This is a genomic window from Proteiniclasticum ruminis DSM 24773 (assembly GCF_000701905.1).
Lineage (GTDB): Bacteria > Bacillota > Clostridia > Clostridiales > Clostridiaceae > Proteiniclasticum > Proteiniclasticum ruminis.
The window spans coordinates 1-18,731 of record NZ_JNKC01000001.1; the positions used below are offsets into that span (position 1 = coordinate 1).

Genomic DNA, 18,731 nt, shown 5'->3' on the forward strand with positions numbered 1-18,731 from the left:
AAAGCACCTGTGATAGATGGTAAAAGTCTATCAGCCTAAGATACTAAATGTACTGTCTTAGGAGGGGCAATGGCATGCCCTCAGCTTGGGGTCATACTCGCCTACTGGAAACAGACTGGCGTTTAATCACCCAAGAATCCCATTGCTTTAGCTGTGGGAGTGTCAAAGTCAGTTATTTCCTTCTGGTTGGTATTCATTGGGTTTATCTCAGAAAAAGAAATCTTACCTTCATCTAGAACTTTTCACGTTATGTGATATAATGGGCTTATAAGAATACATTTTAAGAAAATTTAATATTTTAATGATATAGGTTGCAAAGTATGCGCTTTGCACGAAGAGGGAAACAGGAAAAGCCTGTGCGGTCCCGCCGCCGTAAGACTCTTAAGAATTCCTACGCCACTGGATATGATCTGGGAAGGTGAATTCTTTTACATAGTCAAGCCGGAAGACCTGCCTGTATTATTTTAGACTCCCCTCACGGGTCATGAGGTGTCACTTTGCTTTGCTGGCTGATCTCCAGCAGATGCTTTCACGCACCTTCAAGGGTGCTTTTTATTTTCCCCTTGTACACCTTTCAAGGTTTTTCTTAAAGTGATTCTTACATAATATTGTACGGTTTCGTACACAAGGAGGAAAACATGAACAAAAAACTCGTTGCCGTTCTCGTTATCATACTTCTAGCATTAGGTGGTTTTGGTCTTTCAAAGCTGCTCTTTCCTAAAGGAGAAGAAGGCACAAAAGAAGTCACCGTAAACATTATTGTTGCCAATGAGAATATTGACTACACAAAATCTTTCAAAACAGACGCTCTTTATGTGGAAGAACTTCTCAATGAAAATACAGAGGAACTGAAAGTCGTAACAGAAGATACGCAATATGGGCCAATGCTCGTAGGTCTTCTTGATTACAAAGCGGATGCTACGAAAGAGTTTTACAGTATTAAAATCAATGGGGAAGATGCCATGGTCGGCATTAAGGAAATACCAGTAAATGATGGAGATGAATACACCTTTGAAGTTCAAGGTTTCTAATCTCAGTGTCCATGACATTGTTCTCATCCCCCTGCTCAGCGCTTCGCTTACAGCAGGAAAGATGGCTCTTTCCTTTATCCCCAATGTTGAGATCGTAACGTTGCTGTTTATGGTATATGCTTCAGTTTTCGGCTTTAAAAAGACATTTCTGGTTTCCATAATATTTTCAACCATCGAGATCTTCTTATATGGTCTCCAGACATGGCTCATTGGATACTATCTCCTATGGCCGCTGCTGATCTTTCTCAGTTCAATGTTGTACAAGAAAACACAGTCTGAGTGGCCATTTGCTTTTCTGGCTCTGACTTTTGGACTTTGTTTCGGCCTTTTCTTCGCCCTAATTGAATCCGTTTTTTATGGAGTCTCTTATGGAGTCGTCTATTGGCTGAGAGGTATTCCATTTGATGTGGTCCACGGAGCGTCAAATTTCATTCTTGGAATTTTCCTCTACAGGCCACTGGAAAACCTTCTTTCCCTTCTTCGGGACAAGTATGCTTTTCAGCATGCCATACAAAACAGCTGCAAAACACAATAAATAAAGCGCCAAGTCCACAACAGGACTTGGCGCTTTATTGACTATGAATCTTTTTTCTTTTCCCTGTATTCGATTTTTAATCCGGTACCTGTGAAATCAAAGGCATCTCTCAGCTGGTTCTCGATATATCGGGAATAGGAGAAATGAAGTGCTGATTCATCATTGATGAAGAACACAAATGTAGGCGGTTTTACACCTGTCTGTGTTCCGTAAAACACTTTCAGTCTCTTGGTTCCTATCATAGGCGGCTCTTTCTGAAGAAGTGCCTTGCCAATCACATCATTAAGAACTCCAGTCGCTATTTTTTTATTATAGTTGTCATAGCACATCCTGATCATCTGAAGCACCTTATGGGTTCTTTGCCCTGTCAGCGCAGAAATAAACAGGAATGGCGCATACTGCATGAACTTTAAGCTCATCTTGTAATCATTCATATACTTATCCATGGTTTTGTCATCTTTTTCGATGAGATCCCATTTATTGACAATGACCATGATGGCTTTTTTCATGTCATGGGCATATCCGATGATTTTTTCATCCTGATCGGCAATGCCTTCCTCAGCATCAATCATCAGTACAACCACATCAGCCCTTTCAATGGCTGTAAGGGTTCTGACTACAGAATATCTTTCAATCTCTTCTTTAACCTTAGACTTTCTGCGAAGTCCAGCCGTATCCACCAGGACAAACTTTCCTTCCTTGGTCTCCAGATAACTGTCCACCGCATCTCTGGTTGTGCCCGCAATGTCTGTGACTATGGATCTCTCTTCTCCAAGAAGTTTGTTGATGAGAGAGGATTTGCCAACATTCGGTCTTCCTACAAATGCAACCCGTATGAACTCGTCGTCCTCTTCTTTTTCATAATCTTTAAAGTGACTGACCACTTCATCCAATAGATCCCCTAAACCAAGGCCTTGTCCTGCAGAGATGGCAAAGGGATTTCCAATACCAAGATTGTAGAACTCATACGCATTGGCTTCATCTTTCAGATTATCCACTTTGTTCACTGCAAGAACAATGGGCTTCTGGCTGATTCTGAGCATTGTAGCTACTTCATTGTCTGAATCCGTAAGTCCTTGTTTTCCATCTACCACAAAAATAATCACATCTGCAGTATCAATGGCGATTTGTGCCTGTCTTTTCATCTGAGCCAGAATGATATCATCACTCTTTGGCTCAATTCCACCTGTATCAATTAATTTAAATTCATGATGCAGCCAGTCTGCATCTGCATAAATCCGATCTCTTGTTACTCCAGGTGTGTCGTCTACGATGGCAATTCTATGACCTGCCAATTTATTGAATAAGGTCGATTTACCAACATTCGGTCTCCCGACGATGGCTACGATGGGTTTTGCCATTTACTTCACCTCTTTTTTCTAACTTTGCATTTCTGTACATCTAATCATATTACCCTAAGTATTTTGCCGTGTCAAACAAAAGCTGGGATTCACTGCTTCTGCCTTCATGGTCTTTGTTGAGAAAATGCTCTTGTTGCCTGTCAGTTCTTTTCTATTTTCAGCACCTGTCTGATAAAGATATCAACGATTTGAGGATCAAACTGCGTTCCACTATGGGCTCTCAGTTCTTCCGCAGCTTCTTCCAGGCTTTTCTTCCTGCTGTATGTCCTTTCATGTGTCATAGCCTCATATGCATCTGCAATGTTCAGAATTCTTGAATGCAGAGGAATTTCATCCCCCTTCAAGCCTTCAGGATACCCCTTTCCGTCAAAACGTTCATGATGATATAAAACATCTTCAGCCAGATACCCGTATTCTTCTAAGGATTTGATAATCTGATAGCTGGTTTCTGCATGTTTTTTGACCACTTCATACTCCTCATAGGTTAAAGGTCCTGCCTTTAGAAGGATCTCTCTTGGGACCTTGATTTTCCCGATATCATGAAGTTTTCCTGCGGTAAACAGTCTATCTTGTGCTTCATTACTCATTCCCATCGCTTCACCGATGCTTCTGGCAATCATTGCCACATGATGAAGATGCTCATTCTCTTTAGGATATTGTTCTCTTAACCTATCAAGTATGGTATCAATCATTTTATGTTTCATGATTTTCCCGTATTTCAATTTATCACGATACATATTATTATCTGATACCTTTACAACTTCCTGTATATTTTGATGCTTTAATGTTTTGGTTGCGATGCCTACGGCTATGGAAATCTGAACTGAATCCACTTCACAAGCATCTGCTTCTTTCAGAATCTTGGATTTCACCTCTTCGGCTTCCTTCATGGAAGTCTTAGGCATCAGCACCATAAACTCATCTCCACCCATCCTGGAAAGGATATCCCCTTCTCTCAGATGCGTTCTCATGATTCTTGCTGAGTGTATCAGAAGCAGGTCTCCCAAGTCATGCCCAAAGGCATCATTAGTGAGCTTCAGCCCGTTCAGGTCCATCATCATAACAGATAATGGAAGGTTCCTGTTCAAGTCAATTCTTTTCAGCATATCCTCTGCAAATCGCCTGTTGTATAAACCGGTAAGCACATCATGATAACTTAGATATTCTGTCTGCTTCTGTTTTTCGATTTTAGGGGTAATGTCCCGAAATACCGTCACAATTCCAGTAATCCCCTGATCACTGCCTTTGATTGGAGAAATACTCTCTTCAATGGGCAGTTTTCTTCCATCTTTTGCCAAGAGAATCCGATCATTGGATTCTCCCCTGCGATAGTAGGCTCTGCTTTCTGAAAAACTGTCGTGCGCTAAATCGTACTCTTCATAAATGACTTTATAGATTTCATCAATGGGTCTTCCTGCCGCTTCTTCCAGTGTCCAACCAGTCATTTCCTGAGCTGCTGTGTTCATCAGAAGCACTCTATTGGTCTCATCTGTGGCAATTACACCATCCCCAACAGATAATAGCGTAGTCCGGAAAAGCTCTTTCTCAATAAACAGGTTCTCCTGAAGCTTTTTCTTCTCTGTCACATCTCTGGCTGCGGCATAGATGAGATTGTCTGTATATTGCGCTTTCCACTCCAGCATCACATAACTCTCGTCTGCTCGGCGAAAGCGCAAAGTGAAGCTTCCATCTTTCTTGTCCTCAATCATCTGGCTGATGGCATCTTTTAGAAGCTCCAGATCATGAGGATGAACAAACTGCAAAGCATTCTGACCAAGAAGATTCTTCACTTTCAACCCGAGGAACTTTTCCCATGCATCATTCACCTTGAGGAATACACCTCTTGAATCTGTAATACAGAAGAAATCCAGATTCACTTTAAAAAACCTCTCCAGCTCATCCTTCTGCTCCAGTATTTTCAGGTTTGCTTCTTTCACTTCCGTTGTATCACGGGCGATTCCAGTAAATCCTATGACAAGACCGGCTTCATCCAGAATTGGTACTGCATTGGTGGTAAACCAGTGATAGGAGCCATCCTTGTGAAGAAGCCTGTAATCCGCAGTCTCCATCCGCTGACCAGTATGTTCGATGTGCCAGAAAAACTCCTGTATCCTAGGAAGATCGTCCTTGTGCACATAAGGTTCAAAGGACTGTCCGATGGATTCTTTAATGGAATGTCCAAGCACCTTCTCCCAGGCAGCCGATATGAACTCAAATATACCATTCTTATCCAGTCTATATACAATATCGTAGCTGCTTTCCACAAGGAGCCTGTAGTTATCTTCTCGGTTCTTCACTTCCATTTCCAGAAGTTTTGCTTCCGTTATATCAATATGTGTGCCAAACATCTGAAGCGGTTTCCCATCCTCTGTCCATCGGACAACTTTTCCTTTATCCAGAACCCACACCCAATGCCCGTCCTTATGTCTCATTCTGCATTCCATGGAATAATACTCTTTTTCACGGTAAAAAAGTGATTGAACAATTTCATCAGACCGTACAAGATCATCCGGATGTACAAGGTTTGCCCAAGTGTCATCTGTAATGGGCTCAAGTTCTTCCAGTGTATATCCGACAATCTCAGCCCATCTTTCATTATAGATGTTTTTACCCGTCTGAATGTTCCATTCCCAGGTTCCTGCTCTGGTCGCTTCAATGATATCCAGATATTTTTCTCTTTCTTGCAGATAATGAGCACGCATCGTTTCAGACTCTGTAATATCCACATGAAATCCAGAAATGGTGATTGGGTTTCCAAGACGGTCCCGAACCAAATGTCCTCTTGTCATAAACCATTTCCAATGTCCCTCTCGATGTTGCATGCGATGGATCGGACTATAGCTTTGGATTTCACCAGACAGAAACGCTTCAAGCAGTCTCTCATTCTCCTGCCGCTCCTCCGGATGCCAGCGGTCCTTCCAGTCTTCTAACCGCTCACTGAGCTCTTCATATTCAAATCCCATGATTTCTGCCCATTTACGGGAGAAGATGATGGTATTACTTCTGATGTCCCATTCCCAAGTAGCAACCCCTATCGCATTGATACCGAATTTATATTTATAAAACTGTTCCCTGAAAAAATAATACTCCCGTTTTGTCTTGACATAGGACTTCAGCTGAGAAAGGAATAGATTCCAGAGAATCTGCTCCTGTGTCTGAAACTCTTTTTGTGAGATCAGAACAGCGCCAAATGGTTCTTCTCCTTCTCCCACTATCATACATTGTAGTTCTACGCCATCTGTAAGTTCTTTTCGTATCTCCATCGGAATCAGTTCAAGCAGAAAGTCCTCGCTGATGTGGGGGAAATGGTCATAGTGATTCATAGATTCTTCCTGACCCTTTTCTCCCCTTAATGGCATCGTAAACCAGAAAATTTCCTCTTCTTTCCCAAAAGGGATATCCCCCCTCCATGGCATGAATCCGAACTTCTCTTTCTTCTTGTCATAGGGGCACCAGTATACAGCATTGGCTCCAGCCATTTCCCCAATCACAGAAATGGCTTTATGTTCTGTCGAAATGGTCATAGTGGTATCTTCTTGAAAGTCATACAGAGAAAGCAGCTGATTTATTTTTGCCATTGGAGCCTGATACCGTTCCTCTGGGCGAAAAAGACAATATAACAAGTCTTCCTTCAGGTCTGAGGATGGTACTCTCTTCACAGTGACAATGACGGGAGCTTCCTCTTTTCCAATCCCTATGAACTGAAGTGAACCCTCGCTTTTCTTTGCCTTCAAAAGCATTTGGGTGAAACGCGAAAAATCTTCCACCCGAAAAACACCATTCAGGGGGAAGTGAGCGTCTTGATCTTCTTCAAAAACAAATTTATCTCTGAATGCTTTGTTTGCAAAATGCACTCTTCCTTCACAATCCAAAATACAAATCCGATCAGATGAAAGTTCCAACATATCCAAACAAAACTGATTCCCGATAGACTCCAGCACTCCCATATCATTTCTCCTCGATCCATAAAAATATGCAGCCATAAGTCCTATATTGCAAAAAGCACTCCTTTTATTATATCTTATGACAAAGGCTATCACAATGCAGTAAAGTTGATAAAATTATGGATTTGAAGGCTTTTCAGCTTTTCACAAGAGTATTTTCTCCTGTATAATTGATAGGACACACTGTTAATTATAAAGGATGCACAGAATGCAAAAATATAAAACGTACTTACTCTCAACATCCATTCTCATCTCCCTGATGCTCTTGGCTTCTCACTCGTTTGGTAAGATTGCTTTGAAAGAGACCCCTGCTGCTTCTCCCCCTTCATCCGAAGTAAAAAAAAGAAACCTCTTCTCCAGAAAATGACCCTATGGGATCACAGACGCTTCTTATTACAGCAGTAGGTGATATTATGGTTCATGAAAGTCAATGGCGTTCTCAAAAAACATCAGAGAACTCCTATGACTTCACCAATAACTTCAAACACATCTCTCCATTTATTAAAGCATCTGACTTGGCATTTGCTAATTTTGAGAGCACCATCCTTCAGAGAACCCCCTTCAGCTCCTATCCAGTTTTCAACTCTCCTCCAGAGATTCTAACCGCCATGAAAGAAGCAGGCTTCACTCATATCAGTACTGCAAACAACCATTCTATGGATACTGGCTACAAAGGAATCCAGGGTACACTGAGCGCTATGCATGAAGAGGGTCTCATTCCCCTGGGCACTTATGAAACAGGAAAGAAAAAAAGTTTTCATATCGAGACCATTCAAGGAATCAAACTTGGCATCGCGTCTTATGCCACCGGTTATTTTTCAGGAAATACGGTAACAGTCAACAGCATTCAATCCAATGGACTGGAAAGGAACATCAACTTCATTCATATGACGGATCCTTATGAGGCTTTTCTGAGAATCAAAGAGGATCTCCTTATGATGAAGGAAGCCTCCGTGGAAGCCATCATTCTTCTGCTTCACTGGGGAACAGAATATACCTCTTACCCCAGCAGCTTTCAAAAAACACTGGCCAGACTCTTAATCGATGAAGGTGTTCATCTTATCATCGGTTCTCATCCGCATCTTCTTCAGAAAATGGAAGTATTACTATCTTCTGACGGTCATCACGAAGGTCTCGTCCTCTACTCCCTAGGCAACTTCCTTTCCAATCAGAGAGAGGAGATTTTGGGTATCCCTGGAACAGAAGATGGTGCTATCGCAAGGATTCTTCTTGAAAAAAATACAGAGGGCCTGGTGAAAATAAAGGAAGGCACAATTTTGCCTACCTGGGTTTATAGAAAAGATGTTTCTCCAGACCAAAAGATCTATACCTATGAGATCCTTCCCTTGCTTGCGAGTCCAGAAGAAACAGCAGAAAAGTATTATGCGCCCCTCACCACCATCAGAAAGAGGTACCGGAGCATTCATGAAACCTTCCACACAAATCAGCTCTTCTTTTATCTGAATAAAACTAAAAATTGGCAGCGCACAGGCTGCCAATTTTTCAGTTTCTACTCTAATTCAGTTCTCTGAACTGTCCTGTGACAATATATACGGTCCATTCACAGATATTCGTTGCATGATCCCCATTTCTCTCAAGGTATTTCAGCACAAACTGAAGCTCTCCGGCTAAGCGAAGAAGAGTTGGGTCATTTTGGGCTTTATCATAGAGTTTCCCAATGGACTCCGTTGTCAAACGGTCAATCTCATCATCCATCTTCGTCAGTTCCTGTGCCTTTTCATGGTCTTTGGCCACAAATGAATCCAACGACTCAGAGATGAACTTCATGACAAGTCTTGAGATTTCGATGAGGTCCTCGTTAATCACATCCGTCAGGATATCTTTGTTCTTCAGGGTAATCTCTGCAATGTCCTTCGCATGATCCCCCATACGTTCCAGGTCTGTGACAATCTTGATGACAGTGAAAATATTACGTAGGTCTGAAGCCACTGGTCCTTGGGTTGCGATAAGACGGATGGCCTCATCCTCAATGGATCTCATAAGGTCATTGATCTGCACATCTTCTCTGATCAGGAGTTCTGCGAGCTTCATATCTTTTTCGGTTAATGCTCTGATCGCTCTTTTGATCTGTGTTTCCACTAAGAAACCCATCCGAAGGAGATTGTTGTTCATATGGCTTATGGTAAGTTCAATATTGCTTAATGTCATTTCATTTTCTCCTTTAACCAAATCTTCCGGTGATATAATCATCTGTACGCTTGTCACGGGGGTTCGTGAACAGATTCTTCGTATCCCCATACTCAATCATCTCTCCCATCAGGAAAAAAGCGGTACGGTCTGATATTCTTGCCGCTTGCTGCATAGAATGTGTCACGATGACGATGGTGTAATCATTTTTCAAATCTTCCATAAGTTCTTCAATCTTTGCAGTTGCAATCGGATCCAACGCCGATGTCGGCTCATCCATGAGAATCACATCCGGCTGCACAGCCAATGCTCTTGCAATACATAGCCTCTGCTGCTGGCCTCCGGATAGTCCGTAGGCATTGTCATGGAGTCTGTCTTTCACTTCATTCCACAGTGCTGCGCCTTTCAGACTCTTTTCCGCAATCTCCATGAGCAGATTCTTATCTTTCAGGCCATGAATCTTAGGCGCATAAAGCACATTTTCAAGAATCGACTTCGGAAAAGGATTAGGTTTTTGAAACACCATGCCTACTTGAGTTCTCAGCTCTTCAACCCGGATTTCCTTATCGAAAATATCTTTCCCGTGGTATAGTATCTGACCTTCAGTTCTAACAATCGGAATGTTTTCCACCATTCTGTTCAGTGTCTTGATAAAAGTAGATTTTCCGCATCCAGACGGTCCGATGATGGCTGTAACTTCATTCTTGTATATATCGAGATTAATCTTCTTCAGCGCCTGGTCCTTGCCATACCACAGGTCAAGATTCTTCACCTCAAAGACAGTATCTTTGTTTTCCATGTTTCGTATGCCTCCTGTTAAAATTTCTTTTCAAAGCGATTTCTGATGTAGATGGCAATGGAGTTCATAAAGAACAGGACCAGCAGAAGAACCACTATTGTTGCAGCTGCCAGATTCGCATATTCTGGTGTAAGAACGGTATCCAATGTCCAATAATAAATCTGTATGGGCAGCGTAGTGAAATCATCCATGACGCTTCCCGGAACTTTCATGATCAGAGTGGGAATCCCCAAGACCACCAGCGGAGCCGTTTCTCCAATGGCTCTGGAGATGCCAAGGATAAAGCCCGTGAGCATCCCCGGAAGGGCAACGGGAATGACAACTTTACTTACAGTTGTCCACTTGTCTGCTCCCAGTGCATAGGAGGCTTCCCGCAAATATCCTGGCACAGCTTTCAAGGATTCCTGGGCTGAAACCACCACAATAGGAAGTACCAGCAGTGACATTGTAAGTCCTCCTGCCAGAATACTGCCACCCAATCCCAGCAGCCTGGAAAAAACAGCAAGCCCTAGAAGCCCGAATATGACAGAGGGAACACTTGCCAGGTTGCTGAGATTGATATTGATAAAATGTTTGAACTTTCCTGGCTTGGCATATTCTTCCAAATAAATAGCCGTAGAAACCCCAAGCACAAATGTCACAGGAACAACAATCATCATCATATAGACTGTCCCGATAATAGCGCCATAAATTCCTGCTTTTTCAGGGAAGATTGAGAGATTTCCAGTAACAAAATCCCAGTCAAGCCATCCTCTTGCATCTCTGAAAATATCTAGTAGAAGAAACACCAAAACCAGTAGAGCGGATACCACGAGCAAACCGAAGATCCTCTTCAGGGTTTCGCTGAGCCGTACACGCCTTTTGATCTGAGCCGGATTGGCTTTAAACACTTTTTTTACAGGTGATGCATTTTTTTGAGCATCCAGTTTTGCTGTTTTATTCATTTCCATGCTAATATGCCTCCCTGTATTTCTTTGAGATGTAATGTGCCAGCTGGTTCATCCCCATGGTAAATACAAAAAGGAGAAGTCCAACAGCATATAAACTGTAATACCCCGTGGTCCCGCTGGCTGCATCTCCGCTGGTAAATTCCACGATATAGCTTGTCATGGTCTGCATGGATCTTGTGATGTCGAGTGTAAATGCTTTAGAACTTCCACTGGCTATGGTCACAATCATTGTTTCACCGATGGCACGGGAAATTCCCAAAACAATGGAAGACAAAATCCCTGAAATTGCAGCTGGAATCACCACTTTAAAAGCTACTTCCAGCTTTGTGGAACCCAATCCCAAGGCTCCTTCTTTCATGATTTCAGGAACAGCATTCATAGCATCTTCAGAAAGTGAAGCGACCATGGGAATAATCATGATCCCCATGACAATACCAGGACTCAGCGCATTCTTTGCTTCCAGTGAAGGAATGAGATTCATAAGAAGAGGCGTAACAAAAGAGTATGCAAAAAACCCGTATACGATGGTCGGAATACCTGCCAGAACTTCCAGCATTGGTTTCACCACTTTTCTTACCCTTTGAGAAGCAAACTGACTCAGATAAATTGCAGCTGCAAGGCCTACTGGTACCGCTACCATCATCGCAATCAAGGATGTGGTGATGGTTCCAACAAAGAGTGGAATAAACCCAAACCTCGGATTTTTATTGAGTGGTGCAAGGTCCGTACTGAAAACCTCACCAATGGGGACTGCACTGAAAAATCGGAATGCATCCGTGATTAGAGTGATCACAATACCGAAGGTCGTGAACACAGAAATAAGTGCCATGGTCAGGAGAAAAGCTGGAACAATTTTATCCATGACATAATTCTTCTCTTTGATTTTCTTCTGAATGAGTTCCCGTACTTTAGTTTCTTTTTCCATAGGATGTTATCTCCTCATTGCAAACTTTTTGAACGCAAGTATAAGATGAGAGGCATGCTCTCATCTGAATACTTGACATTTGCTTGTTTTCTTTATTTCAGACCTTCAAGAATGGTTTTGTATTCTGCATGCTTTTCAGCTGGAATTGGTGCGAAACCATTGTCTCCTGAAAGCTTTGAAGCTCCTTCTTCTGAAATGACATACAGTGCATAATCAAGAATCGCTGGATTTTCTTTCGCTTTGTCCAGATCAAGATAGGTGTAGACAAGCCTTGTGAAACCAGCATATTCGAGGTCTGAACCGATGGTGTCGAGAGATGGTGCCACAGCCCCATTTCCAAAGTCCACCTTTACCGCAGTCAGTTTATCTGTATTTGAAGCGTAGTATCCATATCCAAAGAACGCTATGGCGTTCTTATTTTTTGACACAAGATCCACCAGGGTAGAGTATTCTTGTTGCAGATTCACATTGGATACCATATCCTGCTCATCTAAAATCACTTCGTAGAAAAATTCGTATGTTCCGTGATTCTCATTGGGACCAAAGAATTTGATCTCTTCTTTAGGCCATTCAGCTCTGATATCAGACCACAGCACTTTGTCATCAGATTTGTACTTTCCTGAAATGTACATATTGATAATTTCTTCTTGTGTCATCTCTGTAGCCCAGGTATTTTCCTTGTTGATGACCATGGTCAGTCCATCATATGCAAGCTCAATCTCAAGAACATTCTCTCCCATTTTCTTACCAGCTGCTTCAAGCTCTTGAACTTCAGCATCCTTAATTTTTCTGGATGCATCTGCAAAATCAAGTTCTCCAGCAATGAATTTCTTCAGTCCAGCGCTGGATCCTGCTCTTCCAACCTGAACACTTACACCAGGCTGTTCATTAACCATGTAATTCTCTGCGATATTTGCCATCAATGGATAAACGGTTCCGGATCCATCTACGATGACGGAGCCTTCCAGCTCTTCACCTGCTGGTGCTTCTGTTCCAGGGGTTTCTGTTCCAGGGGTTTCTGTTCCAGGGGTTTCTGGTGTCTCCTCTTTCGCACCGCAAGCAGCAAACATGGCTACCACAGTCAAGGATGTAATAATTCCCATTAATTTCTTGTTCATTTTCTTCCTCCTAAGTAATATCTTACTTTTTATCAGGCATCTACTTCATACCTCACATTTTCAATTATAGGAGATGATTGTTTTGGATTGTTTGTATCCATGTTATGCTCTTGTTAAAAGCTCAGTGGAGTTTTCCCAAGCTTCAGACGTATGGTTTCGGCCGTTTTGTGCATCCTCTATCCATACATACCTATTTAAAAGGACAAAAAAAACTGCAAGATCATCTTCTGATAATCTTACAGTTTTTTAAATGGTAGCGGGGGCAGGACTTGAACCTGCGACCTTCGGGTTATGAGCCCGACGAGCTGCCAACTGCTCCACCCCGCGATAGGGTTCTTAGAAATGTCTTTTCCTTAAGAACATGTTCATTATACCCCGGAACCATTGGTCTGTCAACTTTTAAAGGGATCAATATTTTACACCGTCCCTCAAACCCTTGATTTAAGCCTTTTTGATCAACGGAATCCCTTCTTGGACAAGGAAACATCGGACAAAATGATTCGGTGACACCTCCGATAATTCAGGCAGTTGACTATGGCATTTGTCTATTGCATAAGGACACCTGGTGGAAAATCTGCAGCCTTTTGGAAAATCAGAAGGATGCGGAACATATCCCTCAATGGCCTGCAGTTTCTCTTTTGGATTCCCTTGTCCCGGCATACACTCCATGAGCCCGATGGTGTATGGATTCAAAGGATTCATGAAAATTTCGTTGGATGAAGCTTTCTCCATGACTTTACCGCAGTACATAACGCAAACATCATGAGCCATATCCTTCACCACTCCAAGATCATGTGTGTTTAAGATCATAGCCATTTTCTGCTCTTTCTGGAGTTTCTTAAGAAGATCCAGAATTTCAGCCTGAATCGTCACATCTAGTGCCGTGGTTGGTTCATCTGCGATCAGAATCTTTGGATTGCACGCAATGGCCATGGCAATCATAATACGTTGTCTCATACCGCCACTGAACTTGCTTGGAAGATCCATGAATCTTTCTTGCGCATCAGAAATTCCAACATCCTCCATGAGCTGCAGCGTCTTTTTTCGGTTCTCCTTCTTGCTCCCCTTCTTATGGATCAGCAAAGCTTCCTCGATCTGTTTCCCCACGGGGATAAGAGGATTTAGCGTGGACATGGGATCCTGATAAATCATCGCAATCTCATTTCCTCTGATTTTTTGCATATCTCTTTCTTTCATCTTCAATAAATCCCGTGAAGAAGCATTTCCATAAAGAGCTTCCCCTTGAAGCACTTTCCCCGGTTTATCCACCAATCCCATGATGCTGAGTACTAAGACGCTCTTACCACTTCCTGATTCTCCGATTATCGCCAGGGTTTTGTTCTCTTCTAGGGTAAAACTTACATCATCTACTGCAGGGAGCTCCTCACCATCAAGATAAAAATAGGTCTTAATATTGTTCACTGTCAATAATGCCATCTTCTTCTCTCCTCTCTTTTTAGGACTCTTTACTTTTAATCAGCAATTCTTTCAAAAGATTGAACATAAATAGGATTGCAAAATAGAGGACAGCCATGACCGTCATGAAATAGCTGAACGCAATCCCCCCCATGACGGGGTCTATTCTCTGGGAAGTGTAGAAATTTATCATTTCATAGCCTATCCCACGATAATAGAACAGTCTTTCTACAATGATAAGACTGGAGAAAAAGAGAGCAAGAATTGTTGGAAATACCGAGAGTATCTCATAGAATATGCTCTTCAGCAGATGGTTTTTGATGATTCTCATCCGCGAGCAGCCTTTTCCTCTGGCCGCAAGGACATAGGGCTTTGAAAACCCTTCCTCAATTGCTGTCGCAGTCGTTCTGGCAATGTAAGCCGTGGGTAAAATTGAAATGGCCAGGATCGGATAAATAGCATTATACCAGTACTGATCTCCTTTGAACTCGATGGGGCCAATGCCAAGAAAAGTGATCCCATTCTTGAACAGGTATAGAGCCAGCACCTGAACAAGACCAATGGATAGAATATCAGGAATCGAAAGCGGTATCAGTGATTGGAGCATTTTAAAAGTCCCGGTCTGGTCATTCTTTCTGCTGTCCAGAATCCCTTTTGGTACACCGATTACCACCGAAAGAATAATTCCAAAAAACAGCACAATGCCGCTTTTCCTGGCAGAGCGTTGAAAGATTTCTGCTACCGTTTCCCCCAGAATATCCACATCTCTGATTTCCCCTGTGAACACCATTCTGAAATTATTGGTGATGGACTCATAGATCTGGCTCCATGGCATATTGGGGCGATAACTTCCTTTCTCATAGAATATGTCGAAGTTCATGGGTATTCCTGTAAGAATGACAATGCTGACAATAATAAAGAATAGAAGAAGAACATTTCCCAGTATCGTCTTAATCAATTTCTTCTGTGCTAGATTCATCAGTCTCCCTCCTTATCCAGAAGATGGCAAGAAACCATTCTGTTTTTATATTCTTTCAGGATGGGGATTTCATTTCTGCAGATCTCCATGGCGAAGGGGCATCTGGTATGGAAAGAGCATCCAGATGGCATCCGGATCGCACTTGGGATCTCTCCTTTCAGTCTTCTCCGCTCAATTTGAGCCTCTTCTCCCTGCCCCGGAACTGCTGCTAAAAGAGCTTTGGTATAAGGGTGCATAGGATTTTCAAAAACTCCCTCTGCCTCTCCCATTTCCACGATTTTACCCAGATACATCACAGCGACGCGGTCACTGACATGTTTGATCACGTGGAGATCGTGTGCTATGAATAAATAGGAAATACCAAGCTCCTTCTGAAGATCCATGGTAAGGTTGAGTATTTGAGACTGAACGGAAACATCCAGTGCTGAAACAGGTTCATCGCAAACGATGAATCGTGGTTTTGTCGCCAAAGCTCTAGCGATTCCGATTCTTTGTCTTTGGCCACCACTGAACTCATGAGGAAATTTTCTTGCAGATGCATGGTCCAGACCAACCATGTGGAGCAGCCTGTGAACTTCTTTCTTATACTCCAGAGGTGGCACAATCTTGTGGATTTGCAGTGGCTGCATCAGAATATCCTCCACTGTCATTTTGTAATCCAAAGCTGAATAAGGATTTTGAAAAACAATCTGGAGTTCTTTTCGAAGCTTTCTAAAGTCTCTGTCTGATATGGTACTGATGTCTTTACCTTCCAGAAGGATCTTCCCGGAAGTGGGCTCTAAAAGCCTCAGAATGAGCCTTCCAGTCGTAGATTTCCCGCTGCCGGATTCCCCCACAAGTCCAAGGGTCTCCTGATCTCCAATGGAGAAACTGACACCATTCACAGCATGAACATATTCTTCCTGACCCAGCAGACCACTTTTCACAACAAACTGCTTGCTCAGATTTTTCACTTCAATCATTTTGCCACCTCCAACTTCAGTTCTGAGGACTCTCCATTTTCCATGAGCTCTTCATTCATGGTCAGATTATCCAGCATGACCTGACCAATTCTGTTCAGTAATAACACGTTCAGTTTTTCTCTCTGATCCATTACAGTCCCCATCCCTTTAGGTTGGGATAATCCTATCCCCACAGAGAAGAATCCGTTTAGCCTCATGTCCAGAACAGACCGGGTCACCATATCATACACCCCGAGACTGGAACTGGTGCTGGTATCATAAAAGATGCTCTGGAAACGTCTGTACGGAATCTTCATATCTGTCATAAGATCTTCCATTCTCCTGCCAATCTTATAGGAAGGTTTTCTTCCGCCTTGGGCAGGAAAGGACACAATATTCAGGGTGTCTGTATCTTCCATGCCAGGGTAGTTCAACTCATAGTAATAGTAGCCGCCGGAGACAACAAGATCGATTGTCTTCAGCAGTTCCCGATGAAAATACTCCGATCCTTCTTCATTGGTGTTTTTTTTGATCTCATACTGGTTGTCCCAGAAAACAAAAGAAACTGACTTGGAGAGAGGATTTTCCAGTTCTGCCGTCTGCTTTGCCAGTGTCAGCAGAGCAGATGCTGGAGCTGCGCTTTGGGGCGAAATATCCCCAGTTTCATAAACACCATCATAGGATCCTCCAATGACGATGGTCTCTCCTGGCTTCTCCTTCGAAAATCCTGATCCCGGCAAAAACCCTTGAATGATTCTGCCATTATGTCTAGGAAGTTCGGGATAGGAAAATGTGATTTCAGCCTCCGCAATCCCTTCATAAAGATCTTCTCTCATTTCATCAAAAGGGATAATGGTTGTAGTTTTATGAAGATAAGCATTCGAAACTGAACTGTACTCATCTAAGAGCATAAACTGCACCATAAACTCTCTCTTTTCTGCTTCTCCAAAGGTATTTTTACCCCTCATTTTTTCCACGCTGAAAGGAGACCCTGTAGAGGAGAGCAGCTCTCTTATATAGTGCTCTGTGATGGGAAAAACACTCTTCTCAGAGGATACCTTCCCTAGATTCTCTTCAGTCGTAGCAGTGCCTGCATAATAAAACTCCCCTTCTGCTGCTCCTAAAAGCTCCTCTCTCGCTATGGTAAATAGGGTGAAATCCTCATGGAGTCTGTAAGTTTTACGCGTCCCATTCTCAAAAGACAATGTGATGGTTCCCTGCTGCACAGTCATTGGAGCCATCACCTTCAATGATTCAGGCGAAGGTTCCCCATCATAAAAAGGGATTTCAGTCACTTCTGTTTGATAACCGAGACTGTTCAGTTCAGATAGAATATACTCACCCGCCTGGTATCCCCCTTCCGTTCCACTGGCTCTTCCCTTATATTTCACATCCGAAAGAGCATCCAGATGATTCAATGCTCCATCGATGTCATAATCAACGATACTTTGATATCTGGGCATAAAGAGGTAAAGGAGGATAAACGCAAAGACACCAGCTTTAAGTAGAACAGGTTTGTAGTATTTTCGGATGTCTCTGATCTGCAAATATAAAAGCTTAGGAGACAAAGAAGAGATTCCTTTCCGGATTGTACTGATCACCCTAGATGTTCTCTTCTGAAATTCGAGCCGAAGGCCTTCTCCCAGGAGATTGATGCCCATGATGGCCACAGCAAAAAACAGCACCGGAAAGAGAGAGACCCACCATACTTCCTCAAAGCGCATCACATCATTGGTGATCCTGGATAGCATTCCGCCCCATTCCGGTTCAAGACCCATGCGGTAGTTTGCCCGAAAAGCCATGGCCCCAACTTCTCGGGTCGTACCTACAAACACATACAGAACAGCCAGCTGCGCCACAAGAAATAACCCCATGGCCATTTCCTTGAAAAACTGACTGACACCATGAGGAATCAGATGAGGCAGCACATTCTGAAAGATAATCTGTGTTTTCGTTTTTCCAATTGCCAGCTCGCCTTCAATAAAATCTTCAGCCATAATTCGTTTGGTCACGTCTTCAATAATACCTGCTAGTTTAGACCATCCCACCAGAGCGAGAACAATGGCAAAGGCTACAATGGACTTTTCCATCTGCATTCTATAGAAATAGTTGAAATTCAGCACAATATAGCTGAAAATAAGCATAGGCACAGCACTGAAAAAGGTATTGAAAAATCCTATGATCCGGGATAGAGTTTTCCTGCCCATCCCCGCAAATATACCAATGGGCAATGCAATGATCATACGGAAAAGAGCGATGAAAAATCCCAGCTGCATGGTATTTCTCGTGCCATACACAAGTCTAGCAAAAATATCCCGGCCAGCATCATCTGTCCCCATGAGGTTGATCGTATTGGGCCTCATAGGATTGACAGACAGCTCCTCCACAATCTCTCCATCTTTTTCATATTCAATATATCTCGGCGGTTCTTCATGAATCGGATCGCGATCCGTGAAAAATTCCGGAAAATAAGACAATGCAAGCAAGACCATGAGAATTACGCTTCCAATTAGAAGAGGAAAATTGACTCTTTTCATTTATGCCTCCGGTATACAAAAGTATATGTTTTTATAGCTACTTATAA

Annotated in this window: 14 protein-coding genes, 1 tRNA gene and 1 riboswitch; of the genes, 3 read left to right on the forward strand and 12 right to left on the reverse strand. The window is 42.7% G+C overall.

Features of this window, described 5'->3' with window-relative positions:
- Positions 1–291: 291 nt before the first annotated feature.
- Positions 292–472: riboswitch (cobalamin riboswitch) on the forward strand.
- A gap of 166 nt (positions 473–638) precedes the next feature.
- Positions 639–1,031: a DUF4430 domain-containing protein gene (locus T487_RS0100005; RefSeq protein WP_031572481.1), complete on the forward strand. Its 393-nt coding sequence runs from the start codon at positions 639–641 to the stop codon at positions 1,029–1,031.
- Positions 991–1,566, forward strand: coding sequence for a hypothetical protein (locus tag T487_RS0100010; protein WP_051651395.1), 576 nt, complete (start codon positions 991–993; stop codon positions 1,564–1,566). The genes T487_RS0100005 and T487_RS0100010 overlap by 41 nt, the downstream gene beginning before the upstream one ends.
- Positions 1,567–1,607: 41 nt before the next feature.
- Here T487_RS0100010 and der read toward each other — a convergent pair whose 3' ends face one another.
- Both der and T487_RS15235 read right to left on the reverse strand, forming a co-directional pair.
- The gene (gene der / locus T487_RS0100015; protein WP_031572484.1) at positions 1,608–2,927 is read right to left on the reverse strand and encodes a ribosome biogenesis GTPase Der; all 1,320 of its coding nucleotides are present in this window, start codon (positions 2,925–2,927) and stop codon (positions 1,608–1,610) included.
- Positions 2,928–3,067: 140 nt separating this feature from the next.
- The gene (locus T487_RS15235) at positions 3,068–6,874 is read right to left on the reverse strand and encodes a PAS domain S-box protein (RefSeq protein WP_036909015.1); all 3,807 of its coding nucleotides are present in this window, start codon (positions 6,872–6,874) and stop codon (positions 3,068–3,070) included.
- A 368-nt stretch (positions 6,875–7,242) separates the two neighbouring features.
- Between T487_RS15235 and T487_RS0100030 the strand changes: the two genes are divergently transcribed.
- A complete protein-coding gene (locus T487_RS0100030; RefSeq protein ID WP_081827486.1) occupies positions 7,243–8,403 on the forward strand; it encodes a CapA family protein in 1,161 nt (386 codons plus the stop codon).
- Here T487_RS0100030 and phoU read toward each other — a convergent pair.
- The 10 genes from phoU to T487_RS0100085 form a co-directional block, all read right to left on the reverse strand.
- Positions 8,387–9,040, reverse strand: a complete 654-nt coding sequence (phoU, locus tag T487_RS0100035; protein ID WP_031572490.1) for a phosphate signaling complex protein PhoU — start codon at positions 9,038–9,040, stop codon at positions 8,387–8,389. The genes T487_RS0100030 and phoU overlap by 17 nt on opposite strands.
- Before the next feature lie 13 nt (positions 9,041–9,053).
- A complete protein-coding gene (pstB, locus tag T487_RS0100040; protein ID WP_031572492.1) occupies positions 9,054–9,818 on the reverse strand; it encodes a phosphate ABC transporter ATP-binding protein PstB in 765 nt (254 codons plus the stop codon).
- 17 nt (positions 9,819–9,835) lie between these two features.
- Complete coding sequence (gene pstA / locus T487_RS0100045; RefSeq protein WP_376751667.1) at positions 9,836–10,762, reverse strand: phosphate ABC transporter permease PstA; 927 nt, start codon at positions 10,760–10,762, stop codon at positions 9,836–9,838.
- Positions 10,763–10,769: 7 nt separating this feature from the next.
- Positions 10,770–11,693: a phosphate ABC transporter permease subunit PstC gene (gene pstC / locus T487_RS0100050; RefSeq protein WP_031572496.1), complete on the reverse strand. Its 924-nt coding sequence runs from the start codon at positions 11,691–11,693 to the stop codon at positions 10,770–10,772.
- A 92-nt stretch (positions 11,694–11,785) separates the two neighbouring features.
- On the reverse strand, positions 11,786–12,811 hold the full coding sequence (locus tag T487_RS0100055; RefSeq protein WP_031572499.1) for a PstS family phosphate ABC transporter substrate-binding protein: 1,026 nt from the start codon (positions 12,809–12,811) through the stop codon (positions 11,786–11,788).
- Between the two features lie 251 nt (positions 12,812–13,062).
- Positions 13,063–13,138, reverse strand: a tRNA-Met gene (locus tag T487_RS0100065).
- 114 nt (positions 13,139–13,252) lie between these two features.
- Positions 13,253–14,248 carry an ABC transporter ATP-binding protein gene (locus T487_RS0100070; RefSeq protein ID WP_031572501.1) on the reverse strand — a complete coding sequence of 332 codons (996 nt, stop codon included), beginning with the start codon at positions 14,246–14,248 and terminating at the stop codon, positions 13,253–13,255.
- Positions 14,249–14,267: 19 nt separating this feature from the next.
- A complete protein-coding gene (locus T487_RS0100075; RefSeq protein ID WP_031572503.1) occupies positions 14,268–15,206 on the reverse strand; it encodes an ABC transporter permease subunit in 939 nt (312 codons plus the stop codon).
- Positions 15,206–16,168 (reverse strand): ABC transporter ATP-binding protein, encoded by a 963-nt coding sequence (locus tag T487_RS0100080; protein WP_031572505.1) that lies wholly within the window; start codon positions 16,166–16,168, stop codon positions 15,206–15,208. The genes T487_RS0100075 and T487_RS0100080 overlap by 1 nt, the downstream gene beginning before the upstream one ends.
- Entirely contained in the window at positions 16,165–18,684 is a 2,520-nt protein-coding gene (locus T487_RS0100085; protein ID WP_031572507.1) for an ABC transporter permease subunit, read from the reverse strand. Before T487_RS0100085 ends, T487_RS0100080 begins: the two co-directional genes overlap by 4 nt.
- Between the last annotated feature and the right edge of the window lie 47 nt (positions 18,685–18,731).

Bases quoted from the DNA above. Each gene is read 5' to 3' on its own strand.
- T487_RS0100005 (WP_031572481.1), top strand. From the start codon at position 639: ATGAACAAAAAACTCGTTGCCGTTCTCGTTATCATACTTCTAGCATTA.
- T487_RS0100010 (WP_051651395.1), top strand. From the start codon at position 991: ATGATGGAGATGAATACACCTTTGAAGTTCAAGGTTTCTAATCTCAGT.
- der (WP_031572484.1), bottom strand. From the start codon at position 2,927: ATGGCAAAACCCATCGTAGCCATCGTCGGGAGACCGAATGTTGGTAAA.
- T487_RS15235 (WP_036909015.1), bottom strand. From the start codon at position 6,874: ATGGGAGTGCTGGAGTCTATCGGGAATCAGTTTTGTTTGGATATGTTG.
- T487_RS0100030 (WP_081827486.1), top strand. From the start codon at position 7,243: ATGGGATCACAGACGCTTCTTATTACAGCAGTAGGTGATATTATGGTT.
- phoU (WP_031572490.1), bottom strand. From the start codon at position 9,040: ATGACATTAAGCAATATTGAACTTACCATAAGCCATATGAACAACAAT.
- pstB (WP_031572492.1), bottom strand. From the start codon at position 9,818: ATGGAAAACAAAGATACTGTCTTTGAGGTGAAGAATCTTGACCTGTGG.
- pstA (WP_376751667.1), bottom strand. From the start codon at position 10,762: ATGAATAAAACAGCAAAACTGGATGCTCAAAAAAATGCATCACCTGTA.
- pstC (WP_031572496.1), bottom strand. From the start codon at position 11,693: ATGGAAAAAGAAACTAAAGTACGGGAACTCATTCAGAAGAAAATCAAA.
- T487_RS0100055 (WP_031572499.1), bottom strand. From the start codon at position 12,811: ATGAACAAGAAATTAATGGGAATTATTACATCCTTGACTGTGGTAGCC.
- T487_RS0100070 (WP_031572501.1), bottom strand. From the start codon at position 14,248: ATGGCATTATTGACAGTGAACAATATTAAGACCTATTTTTATCTTGAT.
- T487_RS0100075 (WP_031572503.1), bottom strand. From the start codon at position 15,206: ATGAATCTAGCACAGAAGAAATTGATTAAGACGATACTGGGAAATGTT.
- T487_RS0100080 (WP_031572505.1), bottom strand. From the start codon at position 16,168: ATGATTGAAGTGAAAAATCTGAGCAAGCAGTTTGTTGTGAAAAGTGGT.
- T487_RS0100085 (WP_031572507.1), bottom strand. From the start codon at position 18,684: ATGAAAAGAGTCAATTTTCCTCTTCTAATTGGAAGCGTAATTCTCATG.